The organism is Enterocloster bolteae (assembly GCF_002234575.2).
GTDB lineage: Bacteria > Bacillota > Clostridia > Lachnospirales > Lachnospiraceae > Enterocloster > Enterocloster bolteae.
Map to the genome: position 1 here is coordinate 2,661,244 of NZ_CP022464.2, position 21,411 is coordinate 2,682,654.

A 21,411-nucleotide genomic window follows, 5' to 3' on the forward strand; every position below is an offset into this window, starting at 1 on the left:
CTGGAAGCGATTCCAGCCTTTTTCTGTCAGTTTTTTAAATATTGATTCCATAAATATGAGGAGGCTATCATGGCAAAAGCGAGAACCACCGCATTTTTCTGTAAGGAATGCGGATATGAATCATCCAAATGGATGGGGCAGTGTCCTGCCTGCAAGGCCTGGAATTCCATGGTGGAGGAACCGGTATCAAAACCGTCAGGCAGCCAGGGCGGGTTAGGGCGCCTGGCTTCGGGGAGCCAGAAATCCCCGGTTCCGGCAGCCAGACCATCTCTTCTGTCAGAGATTGACATAGAGGAGCAGGACCGTATATCCACTGGTTTTGGGGAACTGGACCGGGTGCTGGGAGACGGAATCGTGGCCGGCTCCCTGGTGCTGGTGGGGGGAGACCCGGGTATCGGAAAATCCACCCTTTTGCTTCAGGTATGCCGGAATCTGGCGGGCGCAGGCCAGCGGGTTCTGTACATATCAGGGGAGGAATCCTTAAAACAGATTAAGATGAGGGCAAACCGCATCGGTCCTGTGACCGGAGAGCTGAAATTCCTGTGTGAGACAAGCCTGGAGCATATTGAGAGGGCCATTGACACTGAGAATCCCCAGATTGCAGTCATTGACTCCATACAGACCATGTACAGGGAGGAGATATCCTCTGCTCCCGGAAGCGTCAGCCAGGTAAGGGAGTCCACAGGAATCCTGATGCAGATAGCAAAGAGCCGGGGAATCGCCATTTTTGTGGTGGGGCATGTGACAAAGGAAGGCGTGGTGGCAGGCCCCAGGGTACTGGAACATATGGTGGATACGGTACTCTATTTTGAGGGAGACAGGAATGCGTCCTACCGCATTCTGCGCAGTGTGAAAAACCGGTTTGGATCTACCAATGAGATAGGTGTATTTGAGATGCAGGAACAGGGGCTGGCAGAGGTGGAGAATCCCTCTGAATACATGCTGGACGGCCGGCCGGAGGAAGCCTCGGGCGCAGTGGTATCCTGTTCCTTTGAGGGCACCAGGCCCATCCTTTTAGAGGTACAGGCCCTGGTGACGGAAACGAATTTCGGTATGCCCAGGCGGACGGCGGCCGGTACGGATTACAACCGTGTGAACCTGCTGATGGCAGTGCTGGAGAAGCGCTGCCGCTATGAGATGTCGCGGCTGGATGCCTATGTGAATATAGCGGGAGGCATGAAGATGAACGAGCCAGCCCTGGATCTGGCCATTATCATGGCCCTTATGTCCAGCTACAAGGACCGGCCCGTGGATCCGAAAATGCTCATATTCGGGGAGGTGGGCTTGTCAGGAGAGGTCAGGGCCGTATCCCAGGCCAGCCAGCGTGTGAATGAGGCTGCCAAGCTGGGCTTTACCGCCTGTGTGCTGCCGAGCGTATGCGCGGATAAGATGAAGCCTGTGGAGGGCATACGTTTGATTGGGGTGTCCAATGTGCGGGAGGCTATTGGAATCATGTAAAAGAGCCTGGGTTGGGATGGGAATTGGGATGGGAAGGGAGAGTCCGATGTCTGTAAAGAGGAGTTCCCTCCCGGCCCGGGCCATTAGGACAGGAAAAATACTTTTTTGAAAAAACAGTTGACACTTTCTCAAACCTGTGGTATTCTAATTGAGGTTCAGAAATGCGCCAAACAAAAAGGGGAATAGTTCAATGGTAGAGCAGCGGTCTCCAAAACCGTAGATGGGGGTTCGAGCCCCTCTTCCCCTGCTGACTATTTTAACGAATAGCCCAACCCGAAGAGAGTCGAGGAATCTTATTTTATAAGGTTTCTGGGCTTTTTCTTTTGCATAATAAAGTCTGGCTTATGAATTTTAACAGAATTTGAATATGTAACCAAGATGTAACCGTTTAAGTGTATAATCGTACATATATGTAGTACAGAATTGTAAATTGGAGGAAATCATTCGTGAATAAGAATAAATTAGTGAAAAGAACTTTGGCCATTGTACTATCAGCAGCAATGGTATTTACAAATATTGGCCATTCCCCGACTGTTGCGTATGCAGCCAGCGGAAACAGTGTGGACTTCATGGTATCAGGAACGGATTTTGTTGCTGCTATTGAAGACATGATTCATTCAGGAGCAGAGCCATTAAAACAAGAGGAGCTGGATTTTACCAATGGAAAGGCAGAAAAGTACTATCAGTTTTTCTTTGATGGGGAGGACCCGGTATATGAGTTCTATCCGGAATTTGATGGTCAGGATATGGAGGCAGAAGTAAGGGTTTTTGTCCGCCTTCCGGAAGCAGCGGATGATACATATTCCCTTACTGGTGAGGAAGAGATTATATTTCTATATATTAACAATAGTGAGGATACCATAAGCTGCTCAACAACAATCTTAATGTCAGATGGCAGTGAAAAGAGGACAAAAAGGGTTACAGTCAAGGACTATGAAACTGCGTTTGGTGATAACAGAATTGAGTATAAATCCAATACATCTGCCACGGGCCAGACAGAGGCTGAAATACCTGAATCCGATGCAGCAGAAATTGAGAAACCCGGAACAGATGCACCGATGGTGGAAACACCTGAAACCAGTATGGAAGAGTCCGGGGTGACAGAACCAGAGACAGGATCTGGGATTCCTGACCAGGAAACAGAGGAAAAGGAAAACGAAGCTGTTGAGACGGATGAAGTGATAGAAGATACCGAGCCGGAAATCGTTGAAAAGTCAGAGCCAGAGACGCAGTCTCCTGATGTATCGGAAGAGGGAAAAACACAGGCTGATAGTCCCGTGGCTTCCCGTATCAGGCATGCAGTTCCTGTCGTGGCGGCAGTGGATACAGGAGAAGAAAATTCTACGATTGAACCCAGTGTTGATAAGCAGCAGGAGGATACAGAAACAGGTGGAACCCATGATGATTCAGAAAAACATAGTAATGATAAGGACAATGAAACTGTAGGCAGCGTACCTAAGGAATCCTCTGCAGAGGCAGAGTCTGAAACGGAGTCATTGACAGAGGAAAGCGGGAAGCAGACAGAAGCGTCTGCCGATGAAACCGGAGAAGAAACAGCTGCAGTTGAGTCATCTGAACCTGCAACAGATATTCAGACCCCTTCAGAGGAAAGCCGGACAGAGACATCTGAGGAGACTCAGACAGAGACATCCGAGGAGACTCAGCCAGTAGAATCAGAACCCGTCCAGGTTACGGAAACCCAGGAAAGCCAGATTTCGACAGAGACGGAAAGCATCCCGGTGAGTTCTATTGGTAATGGTGATCTTGTGGGGATGGACGGATGCAGCACTGCAAAGGCATATGTAACAACACTGAAGAAATTGAAAGTATTAGATGAGGTGGACGGATACCGTGTCACATATGAGATTACCCCCGAAGACAAGGCGGCAATTGTAGATAAGTGTGACAGGGTTAAAGCAGGAGAAAGCGTTACCTTTGGTGTAGAGGAACAAGAGGGTTTTCGTGTTGGGCAGGTAGAGGCAAATGGAGATGTGGTGGAATCCGCATACAGTGAGGAAAACATCGTATGGTTTACTCTGGAGTATGTAGAGGAAGACTTGGAAATCCTTATAACGATGGTTCCGGATGGTACATCTATGCCTTTTAACAAAACGATCTCAATGGATGATGGTATGGATATTACCATATCCGCTTTGCCGGGTGTTCTTCCTGAAAATACGGAGGTTACAGCCGAAATTGTAACATCACAAGTTGAGGAGGCAATCAGGTCTGACCAGTCAGAAGAGGGACGGGAAATTATAGCTGCTCCTGCTTATGATATTAACCTGTGTCTGGATGGAGAAAAGCTGGATGATGAAATCTGGAACAGGAATGGTGCTGTTACGGTAAGTTTTTCAGGCCCTCTTATGGACCAACTGATTCAGGAGTCACAGATGGCCCAGGTTCTCTGGGTAAAGGATGAGAACAACAGCACAGAAGTAATGGAAGGCAGTTATAAGGATATTACCCGGGAGGGTACAACTGAAGATCTAAGTTTTGAAACCAGTCATTTTACGACGTTTGCTGCTGTCTTTGCTGTAGCGCCGGATATATCTAATGTATTTAATATTGATGAACATGGACTGATGGATGAGGATTTTCCTAAACTTGTTGTCCGGGATAAAGACGAAAATACACTTGATATTGAGATTACAGAACAGGAAGATGGGGCCAGGAGGGTTACCTTGAAAGATGGAAAACCTCTTCCAAGGAACATAAGCACCTGGTTTGAGATTTCCTACGATTTTAAGAATAGTTCAGACCCTTTTTTTGAAACTTACAGTGTACAGAAGGGAGACCATTTTACATATCAGTTCCCGTCAAATATTTTATATGACAAAAAGCAGACTGTTGTAAAAGATATCAATGGAGGAGAAGCTGTCATTGGAACGGCATCCATCAATGCAGAGGGTTACATGGATGTTGAAATAACAGCTGAAAATGTAGGCCAGAATTATCGCGGCACGGCAGAAGCCGGTGGTAAACTGGATTTGGAAAAGGTTTTAGAGGAAAAAAATGAAATCACTCTGGTGGGTGACGAAGTGGAGTACATTATGGAACTGGTGCCGGCTCCGGTGCAGGAAAATTACTCTGTAAAAGTAGTCAAAGGACCCAAGAGCGGAAAGTGGACAGACCAGGATATCAGGTATGATGAGAATAGGCTTCCTTCAGCTTTGCAGTACCATGTAACCGTGACAGCTGATGCGCAGAACAGCGGCCCAATAACCAATGTAAAAGTAAGCGATACCTTGGGGAACACCAAAAACGGAACGATTGTATTTGACAAGACCCAGGAAATCAAATTTGAATCCAATAATCAGGATACTGTTATAGACAATGTTACTTTCGGCGGCATGAGCAATGGGGGAAAGACCATAGGTATCCAACTGAATACAAAGGATGGAATGCCGGCCTCTATGATGCCTGGAGAGTCTGTTAGTTTATCTTATTGGGTAAAGCTTGGAGCCGGTGCTTGGAGCGGTCAGAATACCGGGAATTCTTCAAAAGAGATGTCCGCATCCCTGTTTTTGGAACTTAAGAATACAGTTAATGTGACAGCGGATAAAAAAGTATCGGGCAGTGACAGCACTACATTTAAGAGGACCATAGAATGCGTTACCAAGAGTGGAATTGTACATTATAATTATGAGATAGATGGTAAGACTGAGCCGGTTGTCATTGAGTATCATGTTTTTGTAAATCCCAGGCTGATTAATATGACCGGATGGACGATTGAGGATAAGCTGGATAAAAATCAAAAGTATCTGGGAAATGTAGAAGTTATTGCTTATACTGGCAAAAATGGAACCTCACTTGGGAAAGTGGATGACATTGAACCAATAATTTCTAAGAATCCCCAAACATGGAAATATGTCATTGAAAATCCAGGAAAATATTACTATGATTTCAAATACTTTACCACTCCTAATGAAGCAACAGAAAGCAATCTCAGTAACGAAATAAAGATAACATGGCCAGGCGGAGGTTCTGGAGGCATAGGCGGAAGTACCGGTGTCGGATTCCTGTACAACACCTATACCATGACAAAGAAGAACTTAAGCAGCAACATGAAATCCAGCAATAACATTAATTCCGGCGGGGTATATGAGCCTGTCAATAATACAGCCGGAAATGTTGGGTGGGGGGATGAATTTGGCACAATCCGCTGGCAGAGCGTGCTTACCCCATATGCAGACGGGCAGACGAAAGGCGCCACGATTCCAGCGGGCACTGTCTATAAAGATTCTCTCAGCGTAATTAAGTGGGGAAATAAAAATAAGGAAGATGCTGCCCGTGCAAATATGCATACATTCAAGGATGATGGCAGCTTTAAGGCTTCCTTTGTTCTGAAAGACGGTAATGGCAGGGCTATATCTCCGGATGATGGGACCTATACATTATCATTTGATGAAAAACTTGGAAACCGTGGATTCAGCGTAGTGTTTTCAAAAGATGTCCCAGGACCGGTTGTCATTGAGTATGAGTCCTTCGTGGATTTAGAGATGTTGGAAAATGTGGGGGTTTTTGATAAAGACGGAACAAAAGATAATCTGCGGTTCAAAAATGTAGGTGAGATGACAATCAATGGGACAACATGGAAGAGCGCTACCTCTCAGCCATATTACATCGAAGATTATATTTCAAAGAACTGGGTAAAAAATGATACGAAAGCAGGCACCATCACATGGAATCTGAATATCAACAAGGGATATGGGAATGATGCACCCCAAAATCTGGGGCGTTTCACGGTTGATGTTATTGAGTATATACCGGAAGGACTAACTCTGGACCATATTAAATTCCAGAGCATGAACTATACGCTGAAACCAGAAAAGGGAGATTACGATATAGATGGAAATAAAGTGACCATCCACCTTAACACGGTTGCTAGAAACTTTTCTGGTTACAAGATGAGCAAACATATTAACCTAAACATCATAACCAAGGTTACAGATCCATCTATAAAGAGTTTTACAAACAGCGCCCAGATGGTTATTGATGGAAATATGCTTCATAAAGTATCAGCTACGACTGGTTTTGATAAGAGCTTCCTGAAAAAAGGAATGGCATACAGCCGCGACACGGCGCCGTATGCTGAATATACAATTCTGGTCAACCAGCCAGGGGCAGATATCAGCAATGGTACCCTGACCGTAATTGATACCTTAGGAGTACCCGGGAAAATGGCATATGTTCCGGACAGCTTTAAGGTAACAAATGCAGAAAACGGGACACCTATAGAAGAAGCGAATATCAGGGTGGGAAAAGACAGTTTTGGCAATGACAGTTTTGAGATTTCCAATCTTCCGAACAAAACGCCCATTAAGATTTTTTATAAGGTAATGATTACAGGAGCTATAAATGAAACCGTTGATACGAAGAACACAGCATCCCTGCTCTACAGCAGAGAAGGTATAATTACCGAAACCATTGAGCGCAGCGTCACTATTGTAAAAGCCGCCTTTACAGGAGGAGGAAAATTTTCTATAAAACTATACAAGGTGGATCAGAATAAACAGCCGCTGACAGGAGCTGCCTTTACGCTGAGCAAAGTATCAGAAGTGGGAAGCCCGGATTTAGAATATGTGGGAGAGTTTACCCCGGTAATTGATTCTGGGAATCCGCAGGCAGGCGCAGCAGTGCTGATAACGGGACTGGAGAAGGGGCAGCTGTATTATCTGGAGGAGACTACGGTGCCGGAAGGATATCAGAAGGCAGAAGGGGAGTATTTTATCATTCCGGATAGGGAGAATGGTATTGGGGTGCCGGATGGAGCGATAGCCATAGAAAATGCCGGAACACCTCATGTAGTAGAGAACATTAAGAATTCCGGTACATTAAAGCTGACCAAAGATGTAAACGGCAGGGAATCAGGCAGTGATTTTGAGACCGATTTCTACTTTACAGTCTATGGTGGAGACCGATACTACGATAGGGATGGATCCTACGCCGACCTGAGGACTGTAAAACTTCACTATGATTCCAGGATTGCGGATAACAGCCTCATACTGTCGCTGCCTATTGGAGAATATGTGGTGAAAGAAGTGGCAGACGCAGAGGGGACGCCTATTAACGGTGATAATTTCTATTATAATGTACAGATAAATGGTGAGGACAGGAATGAAGCGGTCATAGCTATTGAAAAAGAACAGCAGGCGGAATGTCTGGTAAAGAATCTATATGAAGCAGATGGAAATCTCCAATTCACTGCCATGAAGACAATGGAAGGAAGGCCTTTGGAAGAAGGGGAATTTACTTTCCGCATATACGAGGGAGACACGCTGAAAGCGGAAGCTCAAAATGGACTAAACGGAGTTATCCTGTTTCCGGAGATTAACTACAAAGCCAATGATGCGGGCAGACATACCTACACAATCATGGAACAGAAGGGTACATTGACAGGTGTTGACTATGATGATACTGTTTATACTGTGACGGTAGAGGTTACGGACAATCATGACAGAACAGTGAGTGCAGAAATAGTAAATATCCAGAGGTCTGATGGTGCTGAGGCAGAGGTGATACAGTTTAATAATGTTTACCATGAGAATCCAGAAACCACACCGGATCCGTCTCCAAATCCAAACCCATCTCCTTCTCCGGGAGGGAGTACTGGAGGAGGCGGCGGTACTTCCAATACTGGGGGTGGACGGTACCAGCCTTCTGATGGCGGACCAGGAGTTACAATCAGTATTACCCCGGAAGAGGTTCCTATGGCTCAGATTCCCAGCCAACCAGACTCTCTGATTACGATTTTGGATGACGATGTACCGCTGGCACCACTGCCAAAGACAGGTGATATGTCAGTTGATCATTATATGCTGACTGTGATATCAATGTTACTGACAGGGATTTATCTAGCGTTGACGAAAAGAAAAAAGGAATGATTATTCAGTAATATTATTTTAAGCATTATGTTAGCATCATAGAGCAGATGCTCTGATGTTTGAAAGGGCAGCCGCTTCACAAGTGAAAAATTGTGAAGCGGCTGCCTCTTTTTTTATTTTCTCTTCAAGACCAATACTGATGCGGTGCAGATAATGGGCGTCATCTGTATCCGGTGAATCTTCCCTGTAGTGGCTGCCGCAGCTTTCTTTTCTTTGCTTCCTGATATGCCTGCGGTGTTCAGGGTGTGCAGATACAGATTTTCCATACCGCCGCTGGTCGGGATGACGGCCTTTACAGACAAGGTAAGGAGCTGTACCAGTCATGGCACAGCTGACCGCTGGCCCGGTATGGTCAGCGCTTGAAATATCCTACATTGAAATGGAACTGCATGGCGTCATAAAAATCAGAATAACTGCCGGCTTTCAATGCATGGCAGATACGCTGGTGTTTTTCAACGGTAAGTTCCATGTTGCTGTGGGTAGTCTTTACTTTATAGTACCGGTCACAGGCCCAGAAAAACTCTATAATGGACTTTAGCAGCCGGTTATCCACATCCTGGAACAGGATTTTATGGAAGGCGGCGTCGGTTTCGGCAAATTTCACGCCGTATACGGAGGAGTGGGAACGTTTAATCTGATTAAACAGTTCCTCCATGGTAACCACCTTTTCTGACAGAAGCGCAATGCCCTTTTCTGTCATGCGGTCAAATGCATCTTTTGCGAATCCCAGTTCCAGGACGCGCCTCAGTTCCTCAATCTCCTTGTGGAGCTGGTCCTCATCACTGATACTGTATATGAGATTGCTCAGGAAAAAATCCGTATTAAATTCCTGAATCACGATACCCACGCCGGGAGTGGAGTGGACCGCCCCGGTTATCTCCAGTGATTTAATAGCTTCCCGGAGCACATTACGGCTGACTCCCAGCATCTCGCACATCTTCATCTCCGATGGAAGCTTGTCACCTGGCAACAGGTGATTTTTTTCTATGTAGCTTTTGATTTCGTCGTAAACCTGTAAATACAGACGCCGGGACTTGAGGTTTTTCATACCGGTAGATTCTGCCATGTCTGATATTCTCCCTTAATATGTAATTGTTAAAATAATAATTTATAGGACTATCATATTTCATCATGAAAGAAAAGTCAATACGATATACATATACAACAAAAATATATGGAACAAATTATGTATTATACACATATATACAATCTAAACATTTTAATATATTGACATATATGTCAGATTAACGTACAATAAGGCTGTATTGATTAATAAATACAGCAACATGCCACATACTTTGTAGTACAAAGTACAAATATAAAAGAAATGGAGGTTACGTAGTATGAGAAAAAGAAGATTGGCGAGCCTGTTGTTGGCGGCATCCCTTGCAGCCAGCGCATTGGCCGGATGTGGTTCGGGAGGAAAGACGGAAACCACTGCGGCAGCGGCAGGAGGACAGACTGAAGCGGCAGGCGGGACAGCAGGGGAGACCGGGGCGGCAGGCGGGACCAGCGCGGCTGACCTTGGGACACCATTGGCGGATGTCAGGGTAAGGCAGGCCCTTGCCTATGCCATTGACATGAATGCCATTGTGGACAGTTTGTTTGAGGGTAAGGCAGAGGTGGCTAAGAGCTTTACTGCTCCCGGTGACTGGCTGAATGCCGGCATCCCGGTATATGAGTATAATCCGGAAAAGGCAAAGGAGCTGCTAAAGGAAGCTGGATGGCCTTCCGATTATACCCTGGATGTGGTTTACTATTATGATGACCAGCAGACCGTGGACCTTATGACCATCATTGGCCAGTACTGGCAGGAGGTGGGCGTGAAGGCACAGTTCAGGAAGCTGGAAGGCGATCTGGCGGCCCAGCTGTGGGTACCGCCGGCAGATATGGAGAAGGGGCCTTCAGCAGTGAAGTGGGATTTAGCCTATGCGGCAGTGGCAGCCCTTGCCGAGAGCGAGTTCTATAATCGTTTTGCATCTACCGCATCCAATAACTCTTCTGTTCCCAAACAGGAAGGGCTGGATGAGATGATTGCAGCTTCCAACGCCACCATGGATGTGGGTGAGCAGAAGGAGGCATTTTACAAAATCCAGCAGTTCGTGGCTGAGAATGAGCTGGCCATGCCTCTGTACCATCAGGTATGTTTCATCTATACCAGCGATAAACTGGATACAGCAGGCAGCGCCTTTGGCAATGACCAGTTCTCCTACGAAAAGAACATACTGGACTGGAAGATTGACAGGGATGACCGCACCATGTACACCAACGGAGGACCTCAGGAATTCTTCTGGTATCCCATGGTCAATCCCGGGTATATGATTAATACTGAACTTGTTTTTGATAAGCTTATCAATGCAGACAGTTCATTAAATCCAACAGATGGCATGCTGGCTGAAAGCTACAAGGTTTCTGAGGATGACAAGTCGATTGAGTTTGTTCTCAGGGACGGCCTTAAGTGGCATGACGATGAACCTCTGACTGCTGAGGACGTTAAGTTCACACTGGAACTTATGTTAAGGACTCCGGGTACCAATGCAGTGGCATCAGAAGTCATGAAGGCGATCCAGGGCGCCCAGGATTTCCTGGACGGCAAGACCGATAACCTGGAAGGTGTTGTCATTGACGGCAGCAAGATTACAGTGAACTTTGACACGGTTTCAGCCAATGCGCTGGCTGTATTCTCACAATGGCCAATCCTTCCAAAGCATTGTCTGGAGAATGCAAGTCCTGAAACCCTTCAGCAGGATCAGTTCTGGCAGAAACCCATTGGTTCCGGGCCATTTAAGGTGGATGAGGTGGTTCTCAACAACTATGCGACCCTGAAACGCTGGGATGGATATTATAAGACAGGAACCGGTAACATCGAGACAATTTACATGTTTGCCAGCGGTGAGAATGACAGCAATCTGGTTAAGAACGCAGGTGCAGGTAAGATTGATTATGCATGGAGCAAATCCACGGATGACGCCAAGGCAATCGAATCCATGGATGGAATGAAGGTTTCAACTGCCAATATCAGATACACCAGGTGCTTCTACATCAATCAGTTCCCTCATGAACCAAATATTAAGTAGGATGATTGGACTGCGGCGGGCCGGCTATATGACGGTCCGCCCTGTTTCTTAGAGGAGATTTCGACGAGGAGGATTTGAATTGAGTAATTATATAATACGTAAAATCCTGACACTTATCCCAATGATGCTGGTTATCAGCTTCCTGATATATCTGGGGATGGAGCTGATGCCGGGCGACGCAGTGGACTTCCTGATTCCTCCGGACGCCCTTTCAACCATGTCGCCGGAACAGCTGAATGCCATGAGGGATGCCCTGGGTTTAAATGATCCGTTTTTTCTGCGCTACCTTAAATGGCTGGCAGGACTTGTGCGGGGGGACTTTGGCTACAGCCTTCAGAGCGGCGTGCCGGTGCTGACCCTGATGAAGAACCACCTGCCTGCAACCATAGAGCTGACCCTGACTTCCCTGGTGATGTCTTCCATATTCGGTATTCTCCTGGGGGTCGTATGCGCCCTTAAGAAGGGAACTGCCCTGGATCAGATACTGAGCGTTGTGGGTATGGTGGGAGTTGCCATCCCCCAGTTCCTTCTGGGACTGATCTGCATCAACGCGTTTGCTCTGCATACCAGCATTCTTCCTGTAGGCGGGAGGATGGCTTATGCGGGCCAGAATTTTATCCAGCGGCTTCCATACCTTATCATGCCGGCCACAGTACTGGGATTTTCCCTGACTTCCGGTGTGATGCGTTACGGGCGTTCCAGCATGCTGGATTCCATGGGACGGGATTACATGAAAACGGCCAGGAGCAAGGGACTGCCGGAGTGGCGTGTGAACCTGCTGCACGGCCTCAGGGCCGCCATGACGCCGGTGGTAGTGCTCATTGGATTCCGTCTGCCCATGCTCATCGGCGGCGCCGTGGTGGTGGAGGAGGTATTCCAGTGGCCGGGAATCGGCGTATTGTTTGTGGATGCGGTTCGTTCCCAGAATACGCCCTTGGTAATGATTATTGGTTTTTTCAGCGTTCTGTTGGTATTGGTGGCCAGTATTGTGGTGGATATCATTACCGCGCTGCTGGATCCGCGTATTAAACTGAGTTAGGAGGTGCGGGATGAAACATTCACTTGACAGGAAAATGGACCGGATTCTGGAACGGGAGAACTCCGGCAGGATAAAAAAGGGAATCAGGAACCGCGCGCTCAGGAAGCTGTTTGCCAACCGGCTGTCAGTGCTGGGATTTATCATATTTATCGTGATACTTGTCATGTGCCTGGGTGCGCCTTTGTTTACACAGTACAGCGCCACCAAGGTGGACCTGCGCAATATATTAAGCCCGCCCACGTCTTCCCACATATTTGGGACCGACAAGATAGGAAGGGATATATGGGCCAGAATCCTCTACGGAGGCCGTATTTCCATCGGCGTGGGGCTGGGAAGCGCACTTGTGGCTACGGTCCTGGGGGTGTCGCTGGGGACTATGGCAGGTTATAAGGGCGGCTGGTTTGACGGGATCATCATGAAGGTTTCCGAAATACTGATGTCATTTCCCCAGATTATATTGGTTCTGATTCTTGTGACCATTACGGGCCAGAGCCTGTGGAATCTGATATTCATTTTTTCCATCACAGGATGGCCTTCCATGTACCGTATGGCCAGGTCCCAGATGCTGTCGCTGAGGGAGGAGGAGTATGTACAGGCTCTAAAGGCTTTTGGTATCGGAAGCATGAGGATTGCCTTTGTACATATGCTTCCCAATGCCATAGGACCTATTTTCGTAAATATCACATTGTCTACGGCCATGTTTATCCTGCAGGAGGCATCCTTAAGCTTTTTGGGGCTTGGGGTTCCGTTAGAGGTGGCAACCTGGGGCAATATCCTGAATGCGGCCCAGGACCTGATGATACTTAAGAACTCCTGGTGGGTATGGCTGCCTGCCGGTATCGTGGTGACACTGTTTGTGGTGGGAATCAACTTTATCGGTGACGGCCTGAGGGATGCCACGGACCCGTCACAGATTGGTTAACAGCCATGGAGAGAAGGAGCGTGATATTACAGTATGAATGATAACATTGTATTAAGTGTCCGGGACCTGGAAGTGAATTTCTATAACAATGAGAGATGCAACAGGGTCTTAAGAGGGGTATCCTTTCAGCTGCAAAAAGGGAAAATTATGTGCATTGTGGGAGAGAGCGGATGCGGCAAGTCAGTTACTGCCAATTCCATCATGGGGCTGCTGCCTGACCTTTCAAGAATTGAGAAAGGGGAGATACATTTCTTCCACAACGGCAGGGATATACGGATAGACCAGTTGAAACGCAAGGGAAAAGAGATGCGCCAGATTAGGGGAGACGGGATTTCCATGATATTCCAGGACCCCATGACGGCCCTTAATCCCGTATTTACCGTAGGGTATCAGATTAACGAGTCCCTTTTGTACCATGACAGGGCAAAAACTAAAAGCGAGGCAAAACAGAAGGCCATACGTCTGTTAAAGGATATGGGAATACCTCTCCCGGAAAAACGGGTTGACGAATATCCATACCAGTTTTCAGGGGGCATGTGTCAGCGGGCCATGATCGCCATGGCCATGAGCTGCCAGCCCAAGGTGCTGATTGCGGATGAACCCACCACGGCGCTGGACGTCACCATACAGGCACAGATATTTGAACTGATGCAGGACCTTAAGAATAATAATGACGCGGCAATCCTCCTTATTACCCATGACATGGGCGTGGTGGCGGAACTGGCTGATAACGTGGCTGTCATGTATATGGGCAATATCGTGGAGAGCGGAGATGCCAGGGCTGTTCTGACCCGCTCCGCACATCCATATACCAGGGCGCTGCTTAAATCCATACCAGTGCTGGGAAGGGGGAAAAAGCAGGAGCTGGAACCTATAAAGGGTTCCACACCAGACCCATATGACCGTCCAAAGGGATGTCAGTTTGCGCCCAGATGCGGGTATGCAACGGAGCAGTGCATGCAGGAAATGCCGCCGGAGACGGAAATCGGGCCGGGGCATTTTTGCAGATGTTTCCATAATCTGATGGGGAAGGAGGGACAGCCGGATGCCGGAAACTAAGGATGTGTTGATTAAAGTCAGGAACCTTAAGACGTATTATCCTGTAAAGCAGGGGGTGTTTAAACATACGGTTGGACATGTGAAGGCCGTGGATGATGTGAGCCTGGATGTATACAGGGGAGAAATCCTGGGCGTGGTAGGTGAGAGCGGCTGCGGCAAGACCACATTGGGAAAGAGCATCCTCCAGCTCATAAAGCCTACGGAGGGAAGTATACGCTATGCCTTTGAGGGCGGGGAAAAGGAACTGATTGGCATGAATAAAAAGGAGCTGGATGAGGCCAGGTGCAAGATGCAGATTGTGTTCCAGGATCCCTACTCCTCCCTGAACCCCTCCTTTACCATATTCGGGTCCATGCAGGAACCATTAATCCGTTTTGGTGAAAAAAGCAGGAAAGCCCGGCGGGAGAAGATAGCAAAGCTGTTAGAGGCCGTAAACCTGCCTGCGGATTACATGGAACGCTATCCCAATGAGTTCTCAGGCGGCCAGAGGCAGAGGATTGGGATTGCCAGGGCCCTGTCCGTATCGCCGGAGTTCATAGTCTGCGATGAAGCTGTGTCCGCTCTGGATGTATCCATTCAGGCCCAGGTGCTGCAGCTGCTGAAAAAACTGCAGGAAGAGCGGGGGCTTACCTATATGTTCATTACCCACGACCTGTCTGTGGTGGAGTATATCAGCGACCGCATTGTGGTTATGTATCTGGGGCGCATGGTGGAGATGGCGGATACGCAGGAACTGTTTGAGAATACGCTCCACCCATATACCAGAGCTTTATTAAGCGCTATCCCCATTGCGGATATCGACAGAAGGAGAAAGAGGATACCGTTACAGGGAGATGTACCCAGTCCGGTGAACCCGCCTTCCGGCTGTCCTTTTCATCCCCGATGCCCGGAGTGCATGGAAAGATGTAAGACCGAAGTCCCGCATCCGGTGATCATCACCAGGGATGGGCGGGAACATATGGTGTGCTGCCATCGGGTACAGGCAAATGCAGGCGGCGGGAATGATTTTAAGACACATATATAATCGAAGAGGAGAGAGAAATGAGCAGATTTGAGATGAATCAGATCAAGGGGGTCATCCCTGCAATGATGACGTTCTTTGACAGGGAAGAGAACGTGGATACTGAGTGTACCAGACGCATGGTGGAATTCATGCTGGAGCATGGCGCTGACGGTTTCTATCTTACAGGCAGCACCGGCGAGTGCTTTACCATGACCGTGGAGGAGCGGAATCTGGTGGTGGATACGGTCATTGACCAGGTGAAGGGCCGTGTGCCGGTTGTTGTACATGTTGGGGATATCGGCACGAAGAAATCCATAGAGCTTGCGGAGCATGCCTACAGGGCCGGCGCCGACGCCATATCTTCCGTACCGCCGTTTTACTGGAAATTCCGTGCCGGTGATATCTATAATTATTACAGGGATATATCGGAGTCCACCCCTCTTCCAATGGTGGTCTATAATATTCAGCTGGCAGGACTTATGGATATGGACCTGCTTTTGCAGCTGGCAGGACTTCCCAATGTCCATGGGCTTAAGTATACGGCCAGGTCCCACGATGAAATGGGATTCATCAAGGAAACACTGGGCCCGGATTTCATGATATATTCAGGGTGTGATGAGATGGCTTTTTCCGGTATGTGTTCAGGCGCGGACGGAATCATAGGGTCCTTCTATAATTTGTTCCCGGATTTATATAAGCAGATCCTTAAGAAGGTGGAGGAAAGCGATATTAAGGGAGGCATGCGGCTGCAGCGGATTGCGGACGAGGTGATATTTGCTGCGCTGAAGTATGATTTCCCGTCCGTACTTCACAATCTGATGAATTGGCGCGGTTTGGAATCCGGATACTCCAGGAGACCGTTCTACAATTACCAGGATTCAGAGCTGGAGGGCCTTAAGGAAGATATCAGAAGGATAAAGGACAGATACCAGGCAGAAGAGCTGGATATGTTCAGGCTGTAAGGAGGGACGGTAAGAATGAGTGGGAGTAAGCCGCAGTACAGCGTATTGGAACGTAACAGAGGCGTTCTGGCCGCGGTGGCCGGGACAGCCATAACCAGGCCCGGAGAGATAACGAAGCGGTTTGTGGCTGCCATGAAACAGTAAAAAGTCAGCAGAAAGAAAAAACGGATTCCATGATACAGAAATGCACCCATGGCTGAGAAAATTGATTTTCCCGGCTGTGGGTGCTTTTTAGGCACTGGATCTGGTCTAATCCATATTATTCATAAAATCATAGGTGCTGTTCCTGTAATAATACCGCACAAACAGAAAGCTGAGAAGTGTTACCAATGTAGTAAGTATACCGCCTTCGATACCGAATCCGCCCCCGTTTAGTATATTGTCCCGGGTAAAGTGTGTGGTTATGATACCGGGAATGCTAAGGCCGCTAACAGGCATTCCGTAGATAATTCCCTGAAATACATTCCATGTAAAATGATAACCAATACACATCCATATATTGCCGGATTTAATAAACATATATGAAAAAAGAATGCCGACAATTATTATATTGAAGACGGAAAGAAGCGTCACGCTGGGGTTTCCCAGATGTATGGCCCCGAAGATGACTGAGGGAAGGAAGATGAGGACAAAAACATGGTTACGGCATCTGCGGAGTACAGCCATGATGAACCCGCGGTTCAGCAGCTCCTCTGCATAGGCTACCAATATAAAGGCGAATAACCACGTTAAAGTTAAAGCAGTAATGCGGGGCTGCCAGGATGCAACTTTGCCGCCTCCAAACCACACCACCAATAGAAAAACCAGCGTACAATTTACCATACCCAGAATCATCCCTGCGCCGCACTCTTTTTTTGTGGATTTGAACGGATGAAGGCCCATTTCGCTCAAAGGACGTTTTATAAAACATTTCCACGCTATGATTGGAATAATGATCATCATGACATCTGTCAGGATCAGCATCGCCACCGGCAGGCAGGCGTCGTTGACCCAGTTGGCAAGAGGTGAAAAATAGTCAGCCGCCCGATTGAGATCACCTGTGGCTGTTAATATTACAATCAGGGCAGTCAGGACCAGAAAAGATGCAAAATACAGCAGTGCGTAATAAAGCAGCATCACAATGAGAATGGTCCATCCGGAGCGTAAAAATCCATTTTTGTTTTTGAATATTGTTTTGAATATTGAATTGTTCCATGAGTGCATAGGCTGTTATCCTTTCGGTCATATGTTAATGAGGTTCATATTACGTGTTTGCTTTGTAAAGGATTGAAAGAATTCGTTTCAGGTATTTGTTTTTATTATGGCTGAACCATATCATGGTAATTCCCTGTTTGTAATGGTAGCTGTCCGGCAGTTTGTAGCTCATAATATTTTTATTATTTGCCAGATTGACATAAGGACGAAGCAGCGTGACATAGAGTCCGGTGGCCAGATAAATTGGTATGTCATCATATGATTTTACGATTTCAATACCCTTTGGAGTAAATGGAAGCAGATTAATCATTCGATAGTCATTTTTTTCAATCAGATATTTTGTGGTGACAATGGGATAATTTGCAAAATCATTTATGGTTAGGCCGCTTTTATTCAGTGGGCTGTTGACTGAGAAGAAAATCTGCGGTTCTGTTGAGGTGATGGTGTGGAGTTTAATATTTGGATTTGATATATTTGTATCAGATAAAATAAATCCCAGGTCAATGGAGCCGTCCAGGACTCCGTTGACAACATCTGAATTTTCACAGCATTGCAATTTAATGACCGCGGTCGGAATATAATTCTCTCTTCTGAATAAGGAGAAAAATTCAGGTATGGATGAAGAGAAGTCAATGCTCTGGCAAAATCCGATACTGACCCGTTCCTGTTTGGACTGGCGGGTGTTATTAAGCAGCAAATCTATCTTATCGTATATCTCTGTCAGCTCAAGGTCAAGCAGAATTGCTCTCTGGGTCGGCATGATTCCCTTCTTTTGCCGCGTAAATAAGGGTTCCCCCATGATTTTTTCCAGTGTCGCTATGTTTTTGCTGATGGTTGACTGGGTGGTATAAGCCAGCTTTGCAGCCTGGGAAAAACTGGAACATTTCATGGCAATTTTAAAATACTGTATTTGCTGCAGACTGATGTTATTCATGATTGCCGGTTCCTCCTTGCAATTGAGATACAGCTGATGTGACCATTCTACCAAAAGTCATGTGTGTTGGCTATTGGAAAAGTTCATAAAAATCATGTGAAAAATGAATGATATATATTCGGCCTTGGAATAAATAAACTGCATTTTTTGTATTATAATGTATGTAAATCAGATCTGATGTATTTTTATGTATTCCAATAAAACAGACTTGCAGGAGGTTATGTTGCATATGAAAATAGTGAGCGTAGATATATTTCTTTTGGATGGCGGTTCGCCCGGGTGGAGGCCCATTGTCTGCCGGGTTAATACGGATGAAGGGGTGTCCGGTTACGGCGAGGCATCAGTCGGGTTTGATACCGGGGCGTCTGCCTCGTATAGTATGATTAAGGAAGTGGCTCCGTTTGTGATAGGTATGGACCCAATGGCTACAGAGGCTGTATGGAATAAGATGTATACACAGACCTTTTGGGCGCAGGGGGGAGGAACCATCATGTTTTCCGCCATAAGTGCCATTGATATGGCATGCTGGGATATCAAAGCGAAAGCGCTGAATCTTCCGCTCTATAAACTGTTAGGTGGCAAGTGCCGTGAGAAATTACGCTCATATGCAAGCCAGCTGCAGTTTGGATGGGGAAAAGGAATGGTATTCGACCGTGGATATAAAATAGAGGATTTGGTTGAGCATTCCTTAAAAGCAGTTGCTGAGGGGTTTGACGCCATCAAAATAAATTTCATTACATACGATGGAAACGGGAACCGTCTTGGATTTTTAAAGGGGCCTATCATGCCCGGAACAAGAGCTCTGATAGAAGAGCGGGTTAAAGCGGTTCGGGAGGCAGTAGGGGATGGCGTGGATATCATTGTTGAAAATCATGCAAGAACAGACGCGGTGTCTGCTGTTGAAATGAGTCAAATCATAAAACCTTACGGTATCATGTTTATGGAAGAGACCTGTACCCCTATGAATCTGCAGGTGCTTGAAACAGTCCGTAACCACTCCGCTGTTTTGCAGGCAGGCGGAGAGAGGGTTTATGGTAAATACCATTATGCCAATCTGATAAAAAAGGATATATTTCAGGTATATCAGCCTGATTTGGGGACATGCGGAGGGATAACAGAAGCAATGAAAATCGCTTCCATGGCAGATGCGGTTGACGCCGGCATACAGATTCATGTATGCGCCAGCCCTATTGCGATAGCTGCGTCGCTGCATGTGGAAGCGTCACTTCCCAATTTTGTTATTCATGAACATCATGTTACAAATAGAAGTGAAAATAATATACGCTTAGGTGTTTACGATTATCAGCCGGATGGCTGCGGTTTCTGCCATGTGCCTGAATTGCCCGGAATTGGTCAGGAGTTATCCCGGTGGGCCATGGACCACGCATTACAAAAGGAGACAGTGAAAGGGGAATAAATAATATGGGTGAAAGCGAAAATGGACTTAAAAGACAAATCGGATTGTTTGGAGCTGTTGCAATTCTGGTGGGCGCTGTAATCGGTTCCGGTATCTTCATGACGCCGGGGACCGTCGCTGCATCTGCAAAATCATTCGGGCCGTTTATGGTTGCGTGGATACTCGCAGGAGCCAGCGGAATTCTCTGTTCATTGGTATATGCGGAATTGTCTCCGGCCATGCCCAAGGCAGGAGGGCCCTATGTTTATATAACAGAAGCTTTTGGAAATGGTTTTGGCTTTGTTTACGGTTGGTCCATGACTATCGGAAATTACATTCCTTTGGTTGCCATGCTTGCAACTGGATTTGCAAGCAATCTGGCAAAGCTGATACCGGGAATTACTCCTGTAGGAATTAAAATGGTGGCATCAGCTGTTATTATTGCACTTATGATATTAAATATTCGAGGGACAAAATTAGGGTCAACAATTGCGAATATTTTTACAGTTGGAAAACTTTTGGCCCTGCTTCTTGTTATCATAGGCGGCTTTTTCATTATATCACCTGAAAATTTCACATCCGTGACAACTAGCTCACAGGTAGCAGAATGGAATGGAGTCCTGAGCGCTGCGTTTCCGGCGTTCCTGGCATTTGGAGGTTATTACCAGCTGGCATATATGAGTGCGGATATTAAAGACCCTAAAAAAACACTGCCCAAGGCAATGATTATCGGGATGATAATTGTAATCGCTGTTAATATACTGATTTCAGTTGTTTGTGTGGGCACCGTTGGATTTGCACAACTTGCCGGAAGTGAGACTCCTGTTATTGATGCGGGCACTGCGATTTTCGGACCGGTGGGAACTATAATTGTCGCAATCGGCGCCAGTGTTTCGATTTTCGGAGCCCTGAACGGCGGTATCATGAGTTATCCCCGGGTATCATATTCCATGAGCCAGAATGGTTTGATGTTTAAGTCATTTGGCAGACTCCATAACAGATATAATACACCTTATATTCCGACATTGTTTATTTGCCTGACTGCATTGATATTTGTCTGGACCGGTTCCTTCGGCACTTTGCTGGGCATTAATGTATTTGCAGGCAGAATTCTGGAATGTATTGTTTGTTTATCACTCCTGGTATTGAGAAAGAAAAAGCCGAATATGTCTCGGCCTCTTAAAATGCCTGGATATCCAGTTACCACCATTCTTGCGATTGCAGTCACATTTATTATCTGTATGACATGTTCCGGGATTCAGATGATTAAGAGCATAGGACTGATGGCAACTTCCATTCCGGCGTATTTTATCTTCAGGACCTTGGATAAAAAGAAGGATTAAAGGTTTTTGTTTTGGCTCACAGAATGCAGGGCTGGTGCAGGACGGCTGGATAATCAGCTGTTCTGTCCGGCTCTGTTTTTGCATTGTTAAGATTAAAACAATTCAGTCATAGCTTTATTAACTTCATTTTGGTATAA

At 46.6% G+C, this 21,411-nt stretch carries 15 protein-coding genes and 1 tRNA gene; 12 read left to right on the forward strand and 4 right to left on the reverse strand.

Features of this window, described 5'->3' with window-relative positions; genetic code table 11:
* Positions 1-69 precede the first annotated feature (69 nt).
* The 3 genes from radA (at position 70) to CGC65_RS12435 (ending at position 8,345) form a co-directional block, all read left to right on the forward strand.
* Positions 70-1,458 carry a DNA repair protein RadA gene (gene radA / locus CGC65_RS12425; protein WP_002573498.1) on the forward strand — a complete coding sequence of 463 codons (1,389 nt, stop codon included), beginning with the start codon at positions 70-72 and terminating at the stop codon, positions 1,456-1,458.
* A gap of 176 nt (positions 1,459-1,634) precedes the next feature.
* Positions 1,635-1,705 (forward strand) — tRNA-Trp (locus CGC65_RS12430).
* 199 nt (positions 1,706-1,904) lie between these two features.
* Positions 1,905-8,345 (forward strand): doubled motif LPXTG anchor domain-containing protein, encoded by a 6,441-nt coding sequence (locus CGC65_RS12435; RefSeq protein ID WP_002567202.1) that lies wholly within the window; start codon positions 1,905-1,907, stop codon positions 8,343-8,345.
* A 36-nt stretch (positions 8,346-8,381) separates the two neighbouring features.
* Here the strand turns inward: CGC65_RS12435 and CGC65_RS32515 are convergent, their stop codons facing one another.
* Both CGC65_RS32515 and CGC65_RS12445 read right to left on the reverse strand, forming a co-directional pair.
* Complete coding sequence (locus CGC65_RS32515; RefSeq protein ID WP_235622147.1) at positions 8,382-8,669, reverse strand: hypothetical protein; 288 nt, start codon at positions 8,667-8,669, stop codon at positions 8,382-8,384.
* A gap of 28 nt (positions 8,670-8,697) precedes the next feature.
* Positions 8,698-9,411 (reverse strand): FadR/GntR family transcriptional regulator, encoded by a 714-nt coding sequence (locus CGC65_RS12445; protein WP_002567203.1) that lies wholly within the window; start codon positions 9,409-9,411, stop codon positions 8,698-8,700.
* A 277-nt stretch (positions 9,412-9,688) separates the two neighbouring features.
* On the opposite strand from CGC65_RS12445, the gene CGC65_RS12450 reads away from it, so the two are divergent.
* From CGC65_RS12450 to CGC65_RS30980, 7 genes are all read left to right on the forward strand, one after another.
* Entirely contained in the window at positions 9,689-11,422 is a 1,734-nt protein-coding gene (locus CGC65_RS12450; RefSeq protein WP_002567204.1) for an ABC transporter substrate-binding protein, read from the forward strand.
* Positions 11,423-11,501: 79 nt separating this feature from the next.
* A complete protein-coding gene (locus CGC65_RS12455; RefSeq protein ID WP_002567205.1) occupies positions 11,502-12,461 on the forward strand; it encodes an ABC transporter permease in 960 nt (319 codons plus the stop codon).
* A gap of 10 nt (positions 12,462-12,471) precedes the next feature.
* Positions 12,472-13,383, forward strand: a complete 912-nt coding sequence (locus CGC65_RS12460; protein ID WP_002567206.1) for an ABC transporter permease — start codon at positions 12,472-12,474, stop codon at positions 13,381-13,383.
* 33 nt (positions 13,384-13,416) lie between these two features.
* A complete protein-coding gene (locus tag CGC65_RS12465) occupies positions 13,417-14,442 on the forward strand; it encodes an ABC transporter ATP-binding protein (protein ID WP_002567207.1) in 1,026 nt (341 codons plus the stop codon).
* Positions 14,429-15,466 carry an ABC transporter ATP-binding protein gene (locus tag CGC65_RS12470; protein WP_002567208.1) on the forward strand — a complete coding sequence of 346 codons (1,038 nt, stop codon included), beginning with the start codon at positions 14,429-14,431 and terminating at the stop codon, positions 15,464-15,466. The genes CGC65_RS12465 and CGC65_RS12470 overlap by 14 nt, the downstream gene beginning before the upstream one ends.
* Positions 15,467-15,483: 17 nt before the next feature.
* Positions 15,484-16,407, forward strand: a complete 924-nt coding sequence (locus CGC65_RS12475) for a dihydrodipicolinate synthase family protein (RefSeq protein ID WP_002567209.1) — start codon at positions 15,484-15,486, stop codon at positions 16,405-16,407.
* A gap of 15 nt (positions 16,408-16,422) precedes the next feature.
* Complete coding sequence (locus CGC65_RS30980; RefSeq protein ID WP_002567210.1) at positions 16,423-16,551, forward strand: hypothetical protein; 129 nt, start codon at positions 16,423-16,425, stop codon at positions 16,549-16,551.
* Between the two features lie 105 nt (positions 16,552-16,656).
* On the opposite strand, the gene CGC65_RS12480 is transcribed toward CGC65_RS30980, so the two are convergent.
* Positions 16,657-17,610, reverse strand: a complete 954-nt coding sequence (locus CGC65_RS12480) for a CPBP family intramembrane glutamic endopeptidase (RefSeq protein WP_002567211.1) — start codon at positions 17,608-17,610, stop codon at positions 16,657-16,659.
* 40 nt (positions 17,611-17,650) lie between these two features.
* Entirely contained in the window at positions 17,651-18,535 is an 885-nt protein-coding gene (locus CGC65_RS12485; protein ID WP_002567212.1) for a LysR family transcriptional regulator, read from the reverse strand.
* Between the two features lie 229 nt (positions 18,536-18,764).
* Here CGC65_RS12485 and CGC65_RS12490 point away from each other — a divergent pair, with 229 nt between their 5' ends.
* Both CGC65_RS12490 and CGC65_RS12495 read left to right on the forward strand, forming a co-directional pair.
* Positions 18,765-19,952: a mandelate racemase/muconate lactonizing enzyme family protein gene (locus CGC65_RS12490; protein ID WP_002567213.1), complete on the forward strand. Its 1,188-nt coding sequence runs from the start codon at positions 18,765-18,767 to the stop codon at positions 19,950-19,952.
* Between the two features lie 5 nt (positions 19,953-19,957).
* On the forward strand, positions 19,958-21,274 hold the full coding sequence (locus CGC65_RS12495; protein ID WP_002567214.1) for an APC family permease: 1,317 nt from the start codon (positions 19,958-19,960) through the stop codon (positions 21,272-21,274).
* Positions 21,275-21,411 lie beyond the last annotated feature (137 nt).

Coding starts and splice junctions, on each gene's coding strand:
- CGC65_RS12495 (WP_002567214.1), top strand. CDS start 19,958: ATGGGTGAAAGCGAAAATGGACTTAAAAGACAAATCGGATTGTTTGGA.
- CGC65_RS12465 (WP_002567207.1), top strand. CDS start 13,417: ATGAATGATAACATTGTATTAAGTGTCCGGGACCTGGAAGTGAATTTC.
- CGC65_RS12460 (WP_002567206.1), top strand. CDS start 12,472: ATGAAACATTCACTTGACAGGAAAATGGACCGGATTCTGGAACGGGAG.
- CGC65_RS12445 (WP_002567203.1), bottom strand. CDS start 9,411: ATGGCAGAATCTACCGGTATGAAAAACCTCAAGTCCCGGCGTCTGTAT.
- CGC65_RS12485 (WP_002567212.1), bottom strand. CDS start 18,535: ATGAATAACATCAGTCTGCAGCAAATACAGTATTTTAAAATTGCCATG.
- CGC65_RS32515 (WP_235622147.1), bottom strand. CDS start 8,669: ATGACTGGTACAGCTCCTTACCTTGTCTGTAAAGGCCGTCATCCCGAC.
- CGC65_RS12475 (WP_002567209.1), top strand. CDS start 15,484: ATGAGCAGATTTGAGATGAATCAGATCAAGGGGGTCATCCCTGCAATG.
- CGC65_RS12470 (WP_002567208.1), top strand. CDS start 14,429: ATGCCGGAAACTAAGGATGTGTTGATTAAAGTCAGGAACCTTAAGACG.
- CGC65_RS12490 (WP_002567213.1), top strand. CDS start 18,765: ATGAAAATAGTGAGCGTAGATATATTTCTTTTGGATGGCGGTTCGCCC.
- radA (WP_002573498.1), top strand. CDS start 70: ATGGCAAAAGCGAGAACCACCGCATTTTTCTGTAAGGAATGCGGATAT.
- CGC65_RS12450 (WP_002567204.1), top strand. CDS start 9,689: ATGAGAAAAAGAAGATTGGCGAGCCTGTTGTTGGCGGCATCCCTTGCA.
- CGC65_RS30980 (WP_002567210.1), top strand. CDS start 16,423: ATGAGTGGGAGTAAGCCGCAGTACAGCGTATTGGAACGTAACAGAGGC.
- CGC65_RS12480 (WP_002567211.1), bottom strand. CDS start 17,610: ATGCACTCATGGAACAATTCAATATTCAAAACAATATTCAAAAACAAA.